At 28.3% G+C, this 17,212-nt stretch carries 17 protein-coding genes, 2 tRNA genes, 2 rRNA genes and 1 other RNA gene; 14 read left to right on the top strand and 8 right to left on the bottom strand.

The annotated features are described in order from the left end of the window. The first annotated feature begins 31 nt into the window (after positions 1-31). From rpmJ to rplQ, 6 genes are all read left to right on the top strand, one after another. Positions 32-148: a 50S ribosomal protein L36 gene (rpmJ, locus tag EAO23_RS01645; protein WP_158349188.1), complete on the top strand. Its 117-nt coding sequence runs from the start codon at positions 32-34 to the stop codon at positions 146-148. Positions 149-255: 107 nt separating this feature from the next. Next, positions 256-615, top strand: a complete 360-nt coding sequence (gene rpsM, locus EAO23_RS01640) for a 30S ribosomal protein S13 (RefSeq protein ID WP_158349187.1) — start codon at positions 256-258, stop codon at positions 613-615. A 17-nt stretch (positions 616-632) separates the two neighbouring features. Next, positions 633-1,028: a 30S ribosomal protein S11 gene (rpsK, locus tag EAO23_RS01635; protein WP_158349186.1), complete on the top strand. Its 396-nt coding sequence runs from the start codon at positions 633-635 to the stop codon at positions 1,026-1,028. Positions 1,029-1,056: 28 nt separating this feature from the next. Further along, entirely contained in the window at positions 1,057-1,677 is a 621-nt protein-coding gene (gene rpsD / locus EAO23_RS01630; protein ID WP_158349271.1) for a 30S ribosomal protein S4, read from the top strand. A 30-nt stretch (positions 1,678-1,707) separates the two neighbouring features. After that, positions 1,708-2,706 (top strand): DNA-directed RNA polymerase subunit alpha, encoded by a 999-nt coding sequence (locus tag EAO23_RS01625; protein WP_158349185.1) that lies wholly within the window; start codon positions 1,708-1,710, stop codon positions 2,704-2,706. Positions 2,707-2,767: 61 nt separating this feature from the next. Next, positions 2,768-3,130, top strand: coding sequence for a 50S ribosomal protein L17 (rplQ, locus tag EAO23_RS01620; RefSeq protein WP_158349184.1), 363 nt, complete (start codon positions 2,768-2,770; stop codon positions 3,128-3,130). 89 nt (positions 3,131-3,219) lie between these two features. Here rplQ and fmt read toward each other — a convergent pair whose 3' ends face one another. After that, positions 3,220-4,176, bottom strand: coding sequence for a methionyl-tRNA formyltransferase (gene fmt, locus EAO23_RS01615; protein WP_158349183.1), 957 nt, complete (start codon positions 4,174-4,176; stop codon positions 3,220-3,222). A 30-nt stretch (positions 4,177-4,206) separates the two neighbouring features. Further along, positions 4,207-4,665: a peptide deformylase gene (gene def, locus EAO23_RS01610; RefSeq protein WP_158349182.1), complete on the bottom strand. Its 459-nt coding sequence runs from the start codon at positions 4,663-4,665 to the stop codon at positions 4,207-4,209. A gap of 147 nt (positions 4,666-4,812) precedes the next feature. On the opposite strand from def, the gene aroE reads away from it, so the two are divergent. From aroE to cspE, 5 genes are all read left to right on the top strand, one after another. Beyond that, on the top strand, positions 4,813-5,655 hold the full coding sequence (gene aroE / locus EAO23_RS01605; RefSeq protein WP_158349181.1) for a shikimate dehydrogenase: 843 nt from the start codon (positions 4,813-4,815) through the stop codon (positions 5,653-5,655). A gap of 165 nt (positions 5,656-5,820) precedes the next feature. After that, positions 5,821-5,892 (top strand) — tRNA-Glu (locus EAO23_RS01600). A 135-nt stretch (positions 5,893-6,027) separates the two neighbouring features. Continuing rightward, positions 6,028-8,950, top strand: a 23S ribosomal RNA gene (locus tag EAO23_RS01595). A 40-nt stretch (positions 8,951-8,990) separates the two neighbouring features. Next, positions 8,991-9,106: ribosomal RNA gene (gene rrf / locus EAO23_RS01590) — 5S ribosomal RNA — on the top strand. Between the two features lie 224 nt (positions 9,107-9,330). After that, entirely contained in the window at positions 9,331-9,540 is a 210-nt protein-coding gene (gene cspE / locus EAO23_RS01585) for a transcription antiterminator/RNA stability regulator CspE (RefSeq protein WP_158349180.1), read from the top strand. Positions 9,541-9,629: 89 nt separating this feature from the next. On the opposite strand, the gene ybeD is transcribed toward cspE, so the two are convergent. Further along, positions 9,630-9,893, bottom strand: coding sequence for a DUF493 family protein YbeD (gene ybeD / locus EAO23_RS01580; protein WP_158349179.1), 264 nt, complete (start codon positions 9,891-9,893; stop codon positions 9,630-9,632). Between the two features lie 281 nt (positions 9,894-10,174). On the opposite strand from ybeD, the gene cysS reads away from it, so the two are divergent. Beyond that, the gene (cysS, locus tag EAO23_RS01575; protein ID WP_158349178.1) at positions 10,175-11,590 is read left to right on the top strand and encodes a cysteine--tRNA ligase; all 1,416 of its coding nucleotides are present in this window, start codon (positions 10,175-10,177) and stop codon (positions 11,588-11,590) included. A 34-nt stretch (positions 11,591-11,624) separates the two neighbouring features. Here the strand turns inward: cysS and folD are convergent, their stop codons facing one another. Continuing rightward, positions 11,625-12,485, bottom strand: coding sequence for a bifunctional methylenetetrahydrofolate dehydrogenase/methenyltetrahydrofolate cyclohydrolase FolD (gene folD, locus EAO23_RS01570; RefSeq protein WP_158349177.1), 861 nt, complete (start codon positions 12,483-12,485; stop codon positions 11,625-11,627). Between the two features lie 172 nt (positions 12,486-12,657). Between folD and EAO23_RS01565 the strand changes: the two genes are divergently transcribed. Then, positions 12,658-12,732, top strand: a tRNA-Arg gene (locus EAO23_RS01565). Between the two features lie 8 nt (positions 12,733-12,740). Here EAO23_RS01565 and EAO23_RS01560 read toward each other — a convergent pair. The 4 genes from EAO23_RS01560 to dnaX form a co-directional block, all read right to left on the bottom strand. After that, complete coding sequence (locus EAO23_RS01560; RefSeq protein ID WP_231996020.1) at positions 12,741-13,397, bottom strand: adenylate kinase family protein; 657 nt, start codon at positions 13,395-13,397, stop codon at positions 12,741-12,743. 66 nt (positions 13,398-13,463) lie between these two features. After that, positions 13,464-15,332 carry a molecular chaperone HtpG gene (gene htpG, locus EAO23_RS01555; protein ID WP_158349176.1) on the bottom strand — a complete coding sequence of 623 codons (1,869 nt, stop codon included), beginning with the start codon at positions 15,330-15,332 and terminating at the stop codon, positions 13,464-13,466. Positions 15,333-15,436: 104 nt separating this feature from the next. Beyond that, on the bottom strand, positions 15,437-15,754 hold the full coding sequence (locus tag EAO23_RS01550) for a YbaB/EbfC family nucleoid-associated protein (RefSeq protein WP_158349175.1): 318 nt from the start codon (positions 15,752-15,754) through the stop codon (positions 15,437-15,439). A 117-nt stretch (positions 15,755-15,871) separates the two neighbouring features. After that, the gene (gene dnaX / locus EAO23_RS01545) at positions 15,872-16,987 is read right to left on the bottom strand and encodes a DNA polymerase III subunit gamma/tau (RefSeq protein ID WP_158349174.1); all 1,116 of its coding nucleotides are present in this window, start codon (positions 16,985-16,987) and stop codon (positions 15,872-15,874) included. A gap of 135 nt (positions 16,988-17,122) precedes the next feature. On the opposite strand from dnaX, the gene ffs reads away from it, so the two are divergent. Continuing rightward, an RNA gene (ffs, locus tag EAO23_RS01540) (signal recognition particle sRNA small type) lies at positions 17,123-17,212 on the top strand.

Raw genomic sequence — 17,212 nt, 5'->3', positions numbered from 1 at the left:
GATATAGTTTATCTATATTTCAGGAGAATTAATGAAAGTTAGAGCGTCAGTTAAAAAAATATGTCGTAGTTGTAAGATTATACGTAGAAAAAATATTATTCGAGTTATTTGCGGTAATGATCCTAAGCATAAACAACGACAAGGATAGATTAGGATAATAATTATGTATGATAAATAATAATAAAAATTATTATATTTACTGATTTATGTTATTTTTAATTTTTGTATAAAATTAAAATAAAAGGAGTAATTTATATGGCTAGAATTGCTGGAATTAATATTTCTGATTCTAAGCATGTTTTAATTGCATTAACTGGTATTTACGGTATTGGACGATCTTTATCTAGAAAAATTTGTATAGCATCTAATATTCCATATAATATGGTTGTTAGTAAATTAAATGACAGGCAACTTGATAGTTTACGAGTTATTATTTCTAAATTTATTGTTGAAGGTGATTTGCGTAGAGACAAGGCCGTTAATATAAAAAGATTAATGGATATTGGTTGTTATAGGGGTTTACGCCATCGTAGACACTTGCCAGTTCGAGGACAAAGAACAAAAACAAATGCTCGTACTTGTAAAGGTCCAAGAAAATTAATTAAAAGTAGATAATTAGGAAGATTATTTTTATGTCAAAAAAAATAGCTCATCGCCATATTAAGAAACGTATAAAGAGACAAATTTTAGATGGTATTGCGCATATACACGCATCTTTTAATAATACTATTGTGACGATCACTGATCGTCAAGGTAATACATTGAGTTGGGCTACTTCAGGTGGTTCTGGTTTTAGAGGTTCAAGAAAATCTACTCCTTTTGCCGCGCAGGTAGCAGCAGAAAAATGTGCAGATCGTGTTAAAGAATATGGAATAAAAAATTTAGAAATTATGGTTAACGGTCCGGGTCCTGGTCGTGAATCGACTATTCGCGCTTTGAATGCTTCAGGTTTTCGTATTACAAATATTAAAGATGTAACACCTATTCCCCATAATGGATGTCGGGCACCAAAAAAACGTAGAGTATAATGATTTTTTATTGAAGGAATATAAAAAGATGGCGAGATATTTAGGTCCTAAATTAAGATTAAGTAGACGAGAAGGTTCAGATTTATTTTTGAAATCAGGAGTTAGATCCATTGAGACAAAATGTAATATTGATCAAGCACCAGGTCAGCATGGATTTAGAAAATTACGTTTATCTGAATATGCTAAACAATTAAGAGAAAAACAAAAATTACGTCGTTTATATGGAGTTTTAGAAAAACAGTTTCATAATTATTATAAAAAAGCTGCTAGGTTAAAAGGAAACACTGGACAAAATTTATTATTTTTGTTAGAACATCGGCTAGATAATGTTGTGTATCGAATGGGGTTTGGGACCACTAGATCGGAAGCACGTCAATTAATTAGTCATAAATCTATTTGCGTAAATGATAAAATAGTTAATATTCCTTCTTTTCAAGTATCTTTAAAAGACAAAATATCTATTTGTCAAAAATCGAAAGGTCAATTGAGAATCAAGGCGGCAATAGAAATTATGCAGCAGCGAGAGCAATCTAATTGGTTTGATGTTAATTATAATGCTATGGAAGGTGTTTTTTTACGTTCTATTGATCGTTGTGATTTGTCTTCAGATATTAATGAACATTTAATAGTAGAATTATATTCTAAGTAGAAGTAATTATATATTTTAGTGAGGATGATAATGGAGCGGTTTGTAGAAGATTTTTTGAAGCCTAGATTAGTTGATATCATACAACTGAGTTCGACTCGTGCTAAGATTACTTTGGAACCGTTAGAGCGTGGCTTTGGACATACTTTAGGAAATGCATTAAGAAGAATTTTACTATCTTCTATGTCTGGATGTGCTGTGACAGAAGTAGAGATAGACGGTATTTTACATGAATATATGCATAAGGAAGGAATTCGAGAAGATATATTAAATATATTATTAAACTTAAAAGGTTTATCAATTAAATTATTTGGTAAAAATGAAGTAGTTTTACGATTGAAAAAAAATGGTATAGGACCTGTTTTAGCTTCAGATATTGAATATGATGCTTCTACTGAAATTATAAATTTACAACATGTTATTTGTTATATAACGTCTTCTACTGTATCTATTGATATGAGAATAAAAGTAATGCGAGGAAGAGGCTATATTACAGCTCAATCAAGAAAGGATTCTCAAGATGATAGTAATATTATCGGAAAATTATTTTTAGATGTATCATACAGTCCAATAGAACGTATGATTTATACTGTAGAAGCGGCAAGAGTAGAGAAAAGAACTGATTTAGATAAGTTAATTATTGATTTAGAAACTAACGGAACCATTGATCCTGAAGGAGCTATTAGAAGTGCAGCAACTATTTTGGCTGATCAATTGGAAGCTTTTGTAGATTTAAGAGGTTTTCGCGAACCTAAAATAAAAGAAGAAAAACCAGAATTTGAACCAATTTTATTGCGCCCTGTGGACGATTTAGAGTTAACAGTTCGATCTGCTAATTGTTTAAAAGCTGAAAGTATTCATTATATTGGTGATTTAGTTCAAAAAACGGAAGTAGAATTATTAAAAACTCCAAACTTAGGTAAAAAATCATTAACTGAAATTAAAGATGTATTAGCTGCGAGGGGTCTATCACTAGGAATGAGATTAGATAATTGGCCACCTAATATTTTAACAGAAGATAAGATTATATAAAAATAGATTATTATTTTGTATATTTTTAAAAATATAAATTACATTAATAGGATGAAATATTATGAGGCATAGAAAAACAGGTCGATTATTAAATAAAACAAGTAGTCATTTAAAATCTATGTTAAAAAATATGACATGTTCGTTAATTAAGTATGAACGTATTAAAACTACTGTACCAAAAGCCAAAGAACTACGTCGTTTTATTGAGCCAATTATTACGAGAGCGAAATATGACACGATTTCTAATCGTCGGTTAATTTTTTCTCGTATATGTGATATTTTTGCAGTAAAAAAACTATTTCATGAATTAGGTCCTCATTTTTATTCTCGTCCAGGTGGTTATTTACGAGTTTTAAAGTGTGGCTTTAGAAAAGGTGACAATGCATCTATGGCGTATGTAGAGTTTGTTGGCCGTAATATTTAAGGTATGTTTTATATATAAATAACATATTTTTAGATATCGGTTTAATAAAAACGGCATTTTTATGCCGTTATTTTTTATATCTTTAAATATTAGGGTAATACAGAATTTTTTTTAAATAATTTTTTTTTTGAATGTAATATTTGTGAAATATGTACTGTTTTTTTTCCCGGTAATTGTATTTTCTCTATATTTAGTATACCTGATCCAGTATTGACTTGTAATCCAGTTTTTGAAATTTCAATAATTCTTCCTTCTTGAAATTTATTTTTATAAATAGATAAAATAGATGATTTTTTAATTTTAATAAAAGTATTTTTAATTAAAAATTGACAACATGGCCAGGGTATCATAGCTCTAATTAATCGATCAATTTCAATAACAGTAAGAGACCAGTTAATTATTCCGTCCTTTTTTTTTATTTTTGGGGCTATGGTGGATAGTTTTTTATCTTGTTTTAAGTATTGGCGTGTATTGGAATAAATAACCATTTTAAGAGATTGATACATACATTGTAATGAAATGGGAATTAATTTACTTAATAATGATATGGTAGTATCAGTAGATTGAATTGGACAAGATAGAGTGTATATTATTTTTCCAGCATCAATAGTAGAATTCATTTTTATTACGCTAATTCCAGTTTTTTTATCTCCTGATAAAATCGCCCATTGTATTGGAGCTGCACCTTTCCACCGGGGTAATAAAGAGGCATGTAGATTTATTCCCCCTAAGGGAAATATTTTTAGTATAGTAGAAGGTATTTTATATCCATATGAAGAGACGATTAATATGTCTGCTTTTATTTTTAAAAGAAATTTATAAAATTTTTTTTCAAATAAATTATCAGGTTGTAACAAAGGAATATTTTTTTTAATAGCAAATTTTTTTACTGAAGAAAAATTATTATTTTTTTTTTTTATAAAAATATTATCCGGTTTTGTCAATATTGCAGAGATAGTATATGAAGAATAAAATAGTGAATTTAGATGCGCTAATGAAAAATCATTACTACCTGCAAATACAACTTTTGATATTTTTTTTAGCATATTTTGATTTATATTTGATTATATAGAAAGTTATAATTTTATTGTATTGTAGTCTATAAATAGTTTTCCAATTAAATGATCCATTTCATGCTGTATACAAATAGATAATAATGATTTTGCTTCTAATATGAAAGATTTACCAAAAGAATCTTGTGCTTTTATTTTTATATATTTTGATCTATAGATTGTAGAGGTGATCAGTGGAATAGATAAACAACCTTCGGTTGATTGTATATATTTTTTTTTTTTTTTTAATATTCTTGGATTAATTAAGATTAATTCAGGTTGTTTAGGTGATAAAGAACTGATTACAATAATTTGTTGATGTATATTTATTTGAGGTGCAGCTAATCCGATTCCATTATTAGCATACATAGTGTCAAACATATCAGATATAATTCTTTTAGTATATTGATTTATTTTTTTAATTGGTCGTGATTGCCAACGTAAACGCTGATCTGGAAATTTTAATATTTTACGTATAGACATAGTTATTTTTTTAAATTTTTTTTAATTTTTAATCAAGATAAAGAATGATTTTTTATTAAATACTTTATACGATAATTTATCGTATTTATTTAATTTGATTTTTTATATATATTAAATAATTTTAAAACTGTTCAAGGAGGTTTTATTATGTTGCCATTTCAAGGTATAAATAACTCTTATTCTATTGCTTTATTTGGAAATCCAGTAAAACATTCTTTATCTCCTGTTATACATGAAAATTTTTCTAAAGAAATAAAAATTAAATATCATTATAACATTTTTTTATGTAATGAGTTAAATTTTTTTAGAAAAGTAACGAAATTTTTTAACCAAGGGGGGTTGGGATGTAATATAACGGTTCCTTTTAAAAAAAAATCGTTTTGTATTCCTAGTAAATATACTAAAAGAGTCAAAGTTTCTCATTCTATTAATACGTTAGTAAAGCGTGAAGATAATAGTATTTTAGGGGATAATACGGATGGGATAGGTTTAATATATGATTTGAAGCGTTTAGCTTTTCTTAAAAAAAATACTTGTGTACTTTTATTAGGAGCTGGTGGAGCTGCTTGTTCTATTATATTTCACTTATTGAAAGAAAAATGTTGCATTTTTATTCTTAATAGAACTGTTAGTAAATCTATTGAATTAGTAAAGCGATTTAAAGTTTTTGGAAAAATATTTATTTTTTCTGATTTTTTATATCATAAAAATTTTGATATTATTATTAATTCTACATCGTGTGGTCTTTATGGATCAATTCCTCTTTTTCCAGAAAATTTAGTTTTGCCATCAACGAAATGTTATGATCTTTCTTATTCCAAGACATTATCTCTTACTCCTTTTTTAAAATTTTGTAAACACTTAGGTAGTAAAAATATTTCAGATGGTTTCGGAATGTTAGTTGCTCAAGCTGCTTATTCGTGTTATTTATGGTTTAATATACTTCCGGATATTAATAAAAATATTTTTAATTTTAAACATTCTAAATAATTTAAATTAATCCAAGTAATAAAAATATTATTTCTTATAAAATAAGATTAATGATATAGAAAATATTTTTTTATTTTTTTTTAAAGAAAATATAAAAAAACACTTGACACTTTTTATTCCTTCTGTAACATTGTAATGTAATATTTATATTTGATTGTTTTTTCTGTCCCCTTCGTCTAGTGGTTAGGACATCGCCCTTTCACGGCGGCAACAGGGGTTCAAATCCCCTAGGGGACAAAAATTAAAAATATTTTTGTATACTCATAAAAAAAAATATGATATAATTATTTTATAGTATATTAAGTTTAATAAAAATGTTCTTTAAAAATTTGGATATGATTAAAAATTTAGAAAAACACCTGTGGGTTGTAAGGTTAAGCGTAATAAGCGTATTTGGTGGATGCCTTGGCATTCAGAGGCGATGAAGGACGTACTAATCTGCGATAAGCATCGGTTAGCTGATAAGAAGCGTTATTACCCGATGATTTCCGAATGGGGAAACCCGACGTATAAACGTCATTATTAACTGAATAAATAAGTTAATAAAGCAAACCAGGGGAACTGAAACATCTAAGTACCTTGAGGAAAAGAAATCAATTGAGATTCCCTAAGTAGTGGCGAGCGAAATGGGAACAGCCTCGAATCAAAAAAGAGTAAAAGTATAGTAGAAAAGTTTGGAAAAGCTTACGATACAAGGTGATAGTCCTGTATACGAAGTATTTTTTCTCTGGGATTCAAAAAGTAGAACGGGACACGAGAAATCCTGTTTGAAGATAGGGGGACCATCCTCTAAGGCTAAATACTCCTGAATGACCGATAGTGAACTAGTACCGTAAGGGAAAGGCGAAAAGAACCCCGGTTAGGGGAGTGAAATAGATCCTGAAACCAGATACGTACAATCAGTAGGAGCTTTTTTCTAAAAAAGTGACTGCGTACCTTTTGTATAATGGGTCAGCGACTTGTATTTTGTAGCAAGGTTAACTATATAAGGGAGCCGTAGGGAAACCGAGTCTTAAAAGGGCGAATTTTTTATAGTTTCAAGATACAGACCCGAAACCCGGTGATCTAGCCATGAGCAGGTTGAAGGTTAGGTAAAACTAACTGGAGGACCGAACCGACTGATGTTGAAAAATCAGCGGATGACTTGTGGTTAGGGGTGAAAGGCCAATCAAACCGGGAGATAGCTGGTTCTCCCCGAAAGCTATTTAGGTAGCGCCTCGTGAATTCATTTTCGGGGGTAGAGCACTGTTTTGACTAGGGGGCCATCCCGGCCTACCAAATCAACGCAAACTCCGAATACCGAAAAATGTTATCACGGGAGACACACAGCGGGTGCTAACGTTCGTTGTGGAAAGGGAAACAACCCAGACCGTCAGCTAAGGTCCCTAAGTCATAATTAAGTGGGAAACGATGTGAGAAGGCATAAACAGCCAGGATGTTGGCTTAGAAGCAGCCATCATTTAAAGAAAGCGTAATAGCTCACTGGTCTAGTCGGCTTGCGCGGAAGATATAACGGGGCTAAATTATGCACCGAAGCTACGGCAATAAAGATACTTTTATTGGGTAGGGGAGCGTTCTGTAAGCCTGTGAAGATATTTTGAAAAAAATGTTGGAGGTATCAGAAGTGCGAATGCTGACATGAGTAACGATAAAGCAGGTGAAAAACCTGCTCGCCGAAAAACTAAGGGTTCCTGTCCAACGTTAATCGGGGCAGGGTAAGTCGACCCCTAAGGTGAGGCCGATAGGCGTAGTCGATGGGAAACTGGTTAATATTCCAGTACTTTTTTTTACTGCGATGGGGGGACGGAGAAGGTTAGGTTATCCGGGTGTTGGTTGTCTCGGTTTAAGTATGTAGGATGAAAAATTAGGAAAATCCGATTTTTTATAAAAATCTAAGATACGAATACGAATTATGAAAATAATGAAGTAACTAATACCATGCTTCCAAGAAAATCCTCTAAGCTATAGGTAAAATATAAATCGTACCCCAAACCGACACAGGTAGTTAGGTAGAGTATACCAAGGCGCTTGAGAGAACCTGGATGAAGGAACTAGGCAAAATAGTGCCGTAACTTCGGGAGAAGGCACGCTAACATATAAGTGTAAAAATTTACTTTTGAAGCTTAAGTTAGTCGCAGATACCAGCTGGCTGCAACTGTTTATTAAAAACACAGCACTGTGCAAACACGAAAGTGGACGTATACGGTGTGACGCCTGCCCGGTGCCGGAAGGTTAATCGATAAAGTTAAGGGAAACCTGAAGCTTTTGACTGAAGCCCCGGTAAACGGCGGCCGTAACTATAACGGTCCTAAGGTAGCGAAATTCCTTGTCGGGTAAGTTCCGACCTGCACGAATGGCGTAATGATGGCCAGGCTGTCTCCATCCAGGACTCAGTGAAATTGAATTTGCTGTGAAGATGCAGTGTACCCGCGGCAAGACGGAAAGACCCCGTGAACCTTTACTATAGCTTGACATTGAAAGTTGATTTTTATTGTGTAGGATAGGTGGGAGACTTAGAAGTTTGTGCGCTAGCACAAATGGAGTCAACCTTGAAATACCACCCTATAAAAATTGGTTTTCTAATCTAGTGTCGTAATCCGATACAGAGACAGTGTCTGGTGGGTAGTTTGACTGGGGCGGTCTCCTCCCAAAGAGTAACGGAGGAGCACAAAGATTGGCTAATTACGGTTGGAAATCGTAAGGTTAGTGTAAAGGCATAAGCCAGTTTAACTGCAAGCGTGATAACGCGAGCAGATGCGAAAGCAGGTCTTAGTGATCCGGTGGTTTCTGTATGGAAAGGCCATCGCTCAACAAATAAAAGGTACTCCGGGGATAACAGGCTTATACCGCCCAAGAGTTCATATCGACGGCGGTGTTTGGCACCTCGATGTCGGCTCATCACATCCTGGGGCTGAAGCAGGTCCCAAGGGTATGGCTGTTCGCCATTTAAAGTGGTACGCGAGCTGGGTTTAGAACGTCGTGAGACAGTTCGGTCCCTATCTGCCGTGGGCGTAGGAAAATTGAGAGGGGCTGCTTCTAGTACGAGAGGACCGAAGTGGACGTATCCCTGGTGTTCGGGTTGTCATGCCAATGGCATTGCCCGGTAGCTAAATACGGAAGAGATAAGTGCTGAAAGCATCTAAACACGAAACTCGCCTCAAGATTAGTTTTCCCTGAAATATAAAAATTATATTTACTGAAGGGACGTTGGAGACTACGACGTAGATAGGCTAGGTGTGTAAGCATAGTGATATGTTAAGCTAACTAGTACTAATGACCCAAGAGGCTTAACCTTACAACACCAGAGGTGTTTTTCTAAAAAAAATAATATTATACCTGGTGACAATAGTGTTATGGTACCACCTGAATCCATTCCGAACTCAGAAGTGAAACATTTCAACGCCAATGGTAGTGCAAGGTCTCCTTGTGTGAGAGTAGGACATTGCCAGGTATTATTGTTTTTTTTAATTTTATTTTTATCATATTTTTTAAAATTTTTATATTCTTATTTATATCTATTTCTTTTAAATTTATATTAATTAATAATTATGTTAATTTTAATAAATTGCTATTTTTAGAATTAATTTATTCTTAAAATAAGTACATTTTTATGAATTTAATATTGATTCTAGATATAATTTTTAGTTTATATTTTCACTCTAAGGTAATATATAGATGTCCAAGATTAAAGGTAATGTAAAATGGTTTAATGAATCTAAAGGGTTTGGTTTCATTACTCCAGAAGATGGAAGCAAAGATGTTTTTGTTCATTTTTCTGCTATCCAAAGCAACGGATTTAAAACTTTGGCGGAAGGTCAGAGTGTTGAATTCGAAATTACCGAAGGCGCAAAAGGCCCGTCAGCTGCTAATGTTGTAAGTATTTAATATTTATTAAAATATTCTATATTTTTTATAACAGCGGTAGTTCTTTTGCGGTGCGGAGGTATTTAATAATACCGCATCGCAAAATATTTTTATAAAACCATTCTAACTAAATGAATCTTACTTAATTCATTATACAAATTTTTTATTTGTTTGAAATTTTTCGCACAAATCGTTATAGATATTGATAAATATGTTCCTTTATTACTTGATTTTATTTGAGGTGCATAATCTCCCGGTATATGATGTTGTATTATTTTGATAATATTATTAGTTAGTTCGGGTTGAGCCAAACCGATTACTTTGTACGTAAATGTACAAGGAAATTTGAGAATTTTTTCTAGTTTTTTTTCCATTCTAAACTCTCCTTTTTTAATTATCTTTTTTTACTATTGTTTTTAATATTTAATTAAATTAATATTTTTATTATCACAATATTATATTTCATTTTGAATTGAAATAAAATAATATATTAATTTTAATTATTTTTTTGGTTATTATTATTAATAATTTGTTATTTTTTTTGTTTTATTTTTTTAAAAATATAAATTTTTATGATAATATTTTATTGGAATTAGAGTGAAAAAAATTCTACTATATATAGTATATTTTTGGTTGTATTGTTATGAGTATAACTATGTTAAAAATATTTAATACATTTACTAAAAAAAAAGAACTATTTTTACCGTTATCTAAAAAAAAAATAAATATTTATGTATGTGGCGTGACGACATATGATATTTGCCATATTGGGCATGCTCGAACTTTTCTCATATTTGATATAATTGTACGTTATCTACAGCATTTAGGGTATCGAACAAATTATGTTAGGAATATTACTGATATTGATGATAAAATTATAAATACTGCTCGTAAAAATCAAGAACCGGCTTTTATTTTGTCTCAACGCATGATTAAGTATATGAATAAAGATTTTTTACGTTTAAATTTAATTCTTCCTAATGAAGAACCCAGAGTTACTGAATGTATGCAAGAAATTATAAAAAATGTTGATCTTTTGTTGAAAAATAAACATGCATATATCTCGGATAATCGAGACATACTCTTTTCTATTTTACGTTATAAAAATTATGGATTACTGTCTCACCGTAAATATAGAAATTTTTCTCATTACGACTCTTTTTCTGCTGGAAAGGATTACAGGTTATCTGATGATTTTGTATTATGGAAGTATAATAACAATATTAAAAATAATTCTGATTCTTTATGGAATTCCCCCTGGGGATTTGGAAGGCCTGGTTGGCATATAGAGTGTTCCTCGATAATCAATAAATATTTTCATAATACGGTAGATATTCATGGAGGTGGAATTGATTTATTATTTCCTCATCATGAAAATGAAATAGCTCAATCGACATGCATGAATAGAAATTTTTCTGTACAATTTTGGATACATGTAGGTATGGTAGTTTTAGATAAACAAAAAATGTCAAAATCTTTATTAAATACTATCTCGATACGAAATTTATTAGAAAAATATGATTCTGAAGTTATTAGGTATTATTTTTTGTCTTCACATTATAGGCATCCATTAGAATATTCTGAAAAAAATCTTATTAAATCTCAGAATATTTTAATAAAGATTTATATGTCCCTTTTAGGATGTTCTATTAACTTATCGTATCGATCTTTGAGAAGGATACAAGTTAGAGATGATTTTAAAAATCAATTTTTTCAAGCTATGAATAATGATTTCAATACACCTGTCGCATGTTCAGTTTTGCGAAAATTATCTAAATATATCAATAAAATTAAAAAAAATAATTTTTATTTAGCTAATATTTTAGCATCTGATTTGATTTTTTTAGGTAATATTTTAGGTTTATTTACTCATAAACCAAAAGAATTTTTATTTAAATTAGATCAAGTTTTTATAAAACATTCTTATATTATTAGAAATTTAATAAAAATGCGTAATAATTATCGTTTTGAAAAAAAATGGCATTTATCGGATATAATTAGAATTAAGTTATTAGAGTTAGGAATTATTGTTGAAGATCATTTAAATAAATCTGTATATAGATACAGATAAATAAATCAATAAATTAATAAATAAAATTTTTTAATCAATCATTTTTAAAATTTTTGCATGCTTTTAGTGAATTTTGGAGCAACGATGCTATGGTCATAGGACCTATTCCACCTGGAACTGGGGTGATATAAGATGCTTTAAGTGACACTGAATCAAAATGTACGTCTCCAACTATTTTTTTATTTTGATTAATATAATTAATTCCTACATCTATTACAATGGCTCCTTCTTTTACCCAGTCTCCATATAAAAAGTTTGGTTGACCAACGGCTATAATTATTAAGTCTGCCCTTTGAACATGATTTTTTAAATTGATAGTTAATTTATTAGTTAGTGTAGTAGTACAGCCAGCTAAAATTAGCTCTAAACACATAGGTTTCCCGACTATGTTTGATGATCCTATGATTACTGCATGTAAACCAGATATATTTATTTTATAATTTTTAAGCAAGGTCATAATTCCTTTTGGTGTACATGATCGAAATTTTGAATTACATTGATATAAAGATCCAATATTATATGGATGAAATCCATCTACATCTTTATTAGGATCAATATTATTTACAATATTTATATAGCTAATATTTTTAGGTAACGGTAATTGTATCAATATTCCATCGATATGTTTATTATAGTTTAATTGGTTTATTAATTTTAATAAGTTTTTTTCACTGATATTGATTGGAAGATTCCAGTATACTGAAAAAAATCCTACTAAATTGCAAGCTTCTCTTTTTTTAAGTACATATGTCAGAGAAGCTGGATTGTTTCCTATAATAATCATGGCTAAGCTAGGAATTTTTTTTTTGTTTTTTTTTCTTTTGTCTATTTTCTTTTTTATTTTTTTTATTATTTTATTGGAAATTTTTATTCCATCTAAGATTTTTGTTTCCATGATTTCTGTTACCTAATAATATTATTTTTAATTTCCAAGCATAATATAATATGGATTGATATTTTTATATATATAAATGCATATTTATAGATAGATTGATTGATCTTTTATAATGTATTACGTATAATAAAGAATACTGGCTTTTAAGTTAAGCTAGTGTATAAATCTTTTCGCGCTCTTAGCTTAATTTGGATAGAGCAACAGCCTTCTAAGCTGTAGGTTACAGGTTCGAGTCCTGTAGAGCGCAAAAATTTTTTATTTTATTTTTCTATTGATGTAATCAATTATTTTTTTATTAATTCTGTTAATGGATTTACTAGAATCTAATTCTAGATATTCTATTTTTTTTTGAATTTGTTCATTTTTGAACCAGTTAACTAGTGGTTTGGTATATATATCATATTCTTTCAATCTATTTTTAATGATTCTCTTTTTATCATCTTTTCTTTTACTTAATAAGTCACCTGTTATATCATCTATATTATTTTTTTTTGGTGGATTAAAAGTTTTATGATACGTTCTCCCTGAAGGTTCATGTATTAATCTACCCTCAATTCTTTCTATTATATCTAAATACTTACTATTTAGATGTATAACACAGTGTATTGGAATCGTTTTATTTAAAGATTGAGCTTGTTCAATAGTTCTTGGAAATCCATCTAATATAAAACCATTATAGCAGTTTTTTTCTTGAATGTTTTTTTTAATTAATCTAATAATAAAATTATTTTTTACTAATTTTCCTTGGTTAATGGTATTTTTTATATAGTTTTTTGTTAGTTCATTTTTTTTTATTTCTTGACGTAATATTTCTCCAGCAGATATAAAGGGTATTTTTAAGTATTTTGACAACAAATTTGCCTGAGTACCTTTTCCGCTTCCAGGGGCTCCTAGCATAATAATACGTATCATTATAATTTCCTTTAAAAAATGATTTTCTATATAAATTTTTTTTTTAAAAAAAGTAATATATAAATTTTATGATAAAAATAGATTATTAATTTTTTCAATAAATATATTTGGATTATCTAAACTTCCTTTTTCTGCTAAAACTGATTGTAAAAATAATACATCTATCCAATTAGAAAATTCTTCTTGATTTTCTACTTTTTTTATTTTTTGGATTAAAGGGTGATTGGGATTAATTTCTAATATGTATTTTATTTTAGGTACAGGTTGCCCAGCAGCGCTAAAAATTTTTGCCATCTGTGTACTCATATCATTGGTATCTGTCAATACTATAGATGGTGTATTTTTTAATCGATATGTAATACGTACATCTTTAATTTTTTTATCTAATATTTTTTTTATTTTTTTAATAAAATTATCAAACTGATTGATATCAATATTATTATTTTTTTCGGAAGTTAATTTTTCAATTGAGCTATCTGATTTACTGACTGACTGAAATTTTATATTATTAAATTCAGTTAAGTAATTCATCATCCATTCATCTATTCTATCTGATAATATAAGTACATCAATATTTTTTTCTTTAAATATTTCTAGATGAGGGCTACTTAAACCGGATTTATAGCTATCTGATGTAAGAAAATAAATTTTCTTTTGTTCCGGTGTCATATTACTAATATATTTATTTAAAGATAATATTTGTTGTTTTTTTTTAGTTTTTATAGATGCAAATTTCAATAAATTAGCGATTACTTTTTGATTAGATGAGTCTTCAGCTAATCCTTCTTTTAAAACTAAACCAAATGTATCCCAAAATTTTTGATATTTTTTCTTATTTTCATTTTTTAGCGAATTCAGCATACCTAAAACTTTCTTGGTTAATGATTTACGTAAAATATTAGTAACCGAACTGTCTTGTAATATTTCTCTAGATATATTAAGAGGAAGATCTTGAGAATCGATAATTCCTTTTACGAAGCGTAAGTAGTTTGGAAGAAATTGTGTTGCCTTATCCATAACATAAACATGTTTTACATATAATTTTAATCCATGTTTATTCTCTTTATGCCACATATCCCACGCTGCTTTTTTAGGAATATATAAAATATTAATGTATTCTTGCTTTCCTTCAACTTTATTATGACTCCATGTTAATGGTTTTTCAGAATCATTTGTTATATATGTATAAAATTTTTGATAAGATTCTTTTGAAATTTCATTTTTATTTTTTGTCCATATAGCTTGTGCTTCATTGATTTTTTCCCAGGTAAGAGTTTTTGTTTTTTCGTCATAATTTTCTAATTCTACTGGAACTGGAATATGATCTGAATATTTTTTTATAATTTGTTTAATTTTCCAGTTTTCTAAAAATTCTTTTTCATTTTTTTTTAAAAATAAAATTATTTTAGTCCCGTGTTTTTTTATAGTTGTAGATTCTACAGTATAATCTCCTTCTCCATTTGAAATCCAAAGAGTCCCCTCATCTCCATCATTAGATGCATGTTTAGTGTATACAGATACACTATCAGCCACTATAAAAGAAGAATAAAATCCTACACCAAATTGGCCAATAAAATCATTTTTTTCTTTATTTTCTATTTTATTAATTTTATTTAAAAATGATTTTGTTCCAGATTTAGCAATAGTTCCTAAGTTTTTTATAACTTCTTCATGAGTCATGCCTATTCCGTTATCAGAAATAATAATTTTATTTTCTGTTTTTTTAATAGAAATTTTTATTTTAGGTATATCTGTATTTTTTTGATATTTGTTTGGATGATATAGTTTTTCAAATCTAATTTTTTCTATAGCATCAGATGCATTAGATATTAATTCTCTTAAAAAAATTTCTTTATTAGAATATAGAGAATGAATCATCAAGTGTAGTAATTCTTTAATTTCGGATTGAAACGAAAAAGTTTTTTTATTTTCCATATTAGATTTCTCTATTAAAATATTATTTTTATTTTTTTTATTATAAATTTTGGATTTTTTTATAAATTAGATATGTAGTATTTTATAATATTTTATGTGATATATTATTGATTGGATTCATCTAGAATACTAGATTCTAGTGATAATTTTTTTTTTTGTAATATGATAATTTTTTCTACAGCATTATTAACAGCCGAGACAACTAAATCTTGTAGGAATATTTTATTTTTTTCATTCCAAGCTTCATTATGTATTGTTATACACTTACAATAATAATTTCCTAGCATGGTTACTGTTACTAAACCTGCTCCAGATGTTCCTTTAATTTCTGTTGCATTAATTTCTTTTTTTATTTTTTCCATTTTTTGTTGCATTTTTTGTGCTTGTTTCATAAAATCACTGATTTTTTCATTAGTATACATTTTTTTTTCTTTTTTATTAAGCAAAATTTTTTAAAATTTTTTATGTTTGATATTATTAGTATAATATATTTTTTTATTTATATATAAATATATTTATTTATTTTAATTAATTTAATTTTATGAAACATGATATTTTTCATTTGTATATTGATATATTTGAAATAATATTATTTCCATTCCAATTCGAGGACTAGGAGCATACTTCAGGTATTTTTTTCCTCTGATAAGAATTTTACAATAATTTTGTATATCTTGAAAGAGAATTTTTTTAGATAAAATATAAATTTTTTGTTTATATTTAGATTTTTCATTTATTAGATTGTTTTCTTTTAATGTAGTAATTTTAATTATAGATAAGTTATGAAAGAATATAATTAATGATGATATAATATTATTGCATTGAACTCCTATTTTTTCAGCATAGTCTAGTATTTTAAGTACACTATGGATATTATTTTTAATAATATTTTGAGCTAGTATAAAAATACTATGTTTATCAAAAATTCCTAATAATTTATTTACATAACTAGTTTTTATTTTTTTTTTTTTTATTGAAGAAATAATAAGCTCTAAGTTGTTTATAGCATTTCTAATACTCCCTTCAGAAGAATAAGAAATTATATTTAAAATTTCTTTTTTTATATCAATATTTTCTTTTTTTAATATCTGTTCTAAATAATTTGATATACATGTTGGTTCAATAGAAGATAGGTGTACATGTAAACACCTTGATAGTATAGTTCTTGGTATTTTTTTTAAGTGGGTGGTAGCTAAAATAAATTTAATATATTTTGGTGGCTCTTCTAGAATTTTTAACAAAGCATTAAAACTATGTTTTGATAACATATGTATTTCGTCAATTAAGTAAATTTTAAATCTTCCTTGTATTGGAGGATATTGAGTTGAGTCTAATATTATTTTTATATCTTCAATTCTTGTTTTTGATGCTGCATCTAATTCTATGAAATCTAAAAATTTTCCTTTTTCTATTGCTTTGCAGTTAGCGCATGTTCTACATGGTTGTGACGTGATATCTTTTTTGCAATTTAAGCTTTTAGCTAATATTCGAGCTATGGTAGTTTTACCAATTCCATGCATTCCTGATAATAGCCATGATTGATGAATACGTTTTAAATTAAGACTATTAACCATCATTTTTATAAGATATTTATGACCTATAATTTGATTAAATTCTTGAGGTCTCCATTTATTTGATAATATTTGATATATCATTTTTTCCTACCGTTATTATTAATATAAAATTTTTTGATATTAAAATGTATATTTTTTCTTGACTTATATTCAGTATTGATGTTTAATATATCGATTGATAATCAATTCATTTTTATTGATTTATATTCTGTTAGAGGTTATTAATAATTCTATTAATTTAAAAAAATGGTCAGGTCTGGAAGGAAGCAGCCAAATTAAAGGATATAGGTTTTATTAATACTTCTA

Origin of the sequence: Buchnera aphidicola (Cinara strobi) (assembly GCF_900560745.1) — a bacterium.
Classification (GTDB): Bacteria; Pseudomonadota; Gammaproteobacteria; order Enterobacterales; family Enterobacteriaceae; genus Buchnera_F; species Buchnera_F aphidicola_AJ.
This window is presented reverse-complemented; position numbering and strand designations above follow the sequence as displayed.

What these genes read in the sequence shown, in the direction of transcription:
- def (WP_158349182.1), bottom strand. Translation starts at nt 4,665, where the DNA reads ATGTCTATACGTAAAATATTAAAATTTCCAGATCAGCGTTTACGTTGG.
- cysS (WP_158349178.1), top strand. Translation starts at nt 10,175, where the DNA reads ATGTTAAAAATATTTAATACATTTACTAAAAAAAAAGAACTATTTTTA.
- EAO23_RS01560 (WP_231996020.1), bottom strand. Translation starts at nt 13,397, where the DNA reads ATGATACGTATTATTATGCTAGGAGCCCCTGGAAGCGGAAAAGGTACT.
- aroE (WP_158349181.1), top strand. Translation starts at nt 4,813, where the DNA reads ATGTTGCCATTTCAAGGTATAAATAACTCTTATTCTATTGCTTTATTT.
- rpmJ (WP_158349188.1), top strand. Translation starts at nt 32, where the DNA reads ATGAAAGTTAGAGCGTCAGTTAAAAAAATATGTCGTAGTTGTAAGATT.
- cspE (WP_158349180.1), top strand. Translation starts at nt 9,331, where the DNA reads ATGTCCAAGATTAAAGGTAATGTAAAATGGTTTAATGAATCTAAAGGG.
- ybeD (WP_158349179.1), bottom strand. Translation starts at nt 9,893, where the DNA reads ATGGAAAAAAAACTAGAAAAAATTCTCAAATTTCCTTGTACATTTACG.
- folD (WP_158349177.1), bottom strand. Translation starts at nt 12,485, where the DNA reads ATGGAAACAAAAATCTTAGATGGAATAAAAATTTCCAATAAAATAATA.
- EAO23_RS01625 (WP_158349185.1), top strand. Translation starts at nt 1,708, where the DNA reads ATGGAGCGGTTTGTAGAAGATTTTTTGAAGCCTAGATTAGTTGATATC.
- fmt (WP_158349183.1), bottom strand. Translation starts at nt 4,176, where the DNA reads ATGCTAAAAAAAATATCAAAAGTTGTATTTGCAGGTAGTAATGATTTT.
- htpG (WP_158349176.1), bottom strand. Translation starts at nt 15,332, where the DNA reads ATGGAAAATAAAAAAACTTTTTCGTTTCAATCCGAAATTAAAGAATTA.
- rpsM (WP_158349187.1), top strand. Translation starts at nt 256, where the DNA reads ATGGCTAGAATTGCTGGAATTAATATTTCTGATTCTAAGCATGTTTTA.
- dnaX (WP_158349174.1), bottom strand. Translation starts at nt 16,987, where the DNA reads ATGATATATCAAATATTATCAAATAAATGGAGACCTCAAGAATTTAAT.
- EAO23_RS01550 (WP_158349175.1), bottom strand. Translation starts at nt 15,754, where the DNA reads ATGTATACTAATGAAAAAATCAGTGATTTTATGAAACAAGCACAAAAA.
- rpsK (WP_158349186.1), top strand. Translation starts at nt 633, where the DNA reads ATGTCAAAAAAAATAGCTCATCGCCATATTAAGAAACGTATAAAGAGA.
- rpsD (WP_158349271.1), top strand. Translation starts at nt 1,057, where the DNA reads ATGGCGAGATATTTAGGTCCTAAATTAAGATTAAGTAGACGAGAAGGT.
- rplQ (WP_158349184.1), top strand. Translation starts at nt 2,768, where the DNA reads ATGAGGCATAGAAAAACAGGTCGATTATTAAATAAAACAAGTAGTCAT.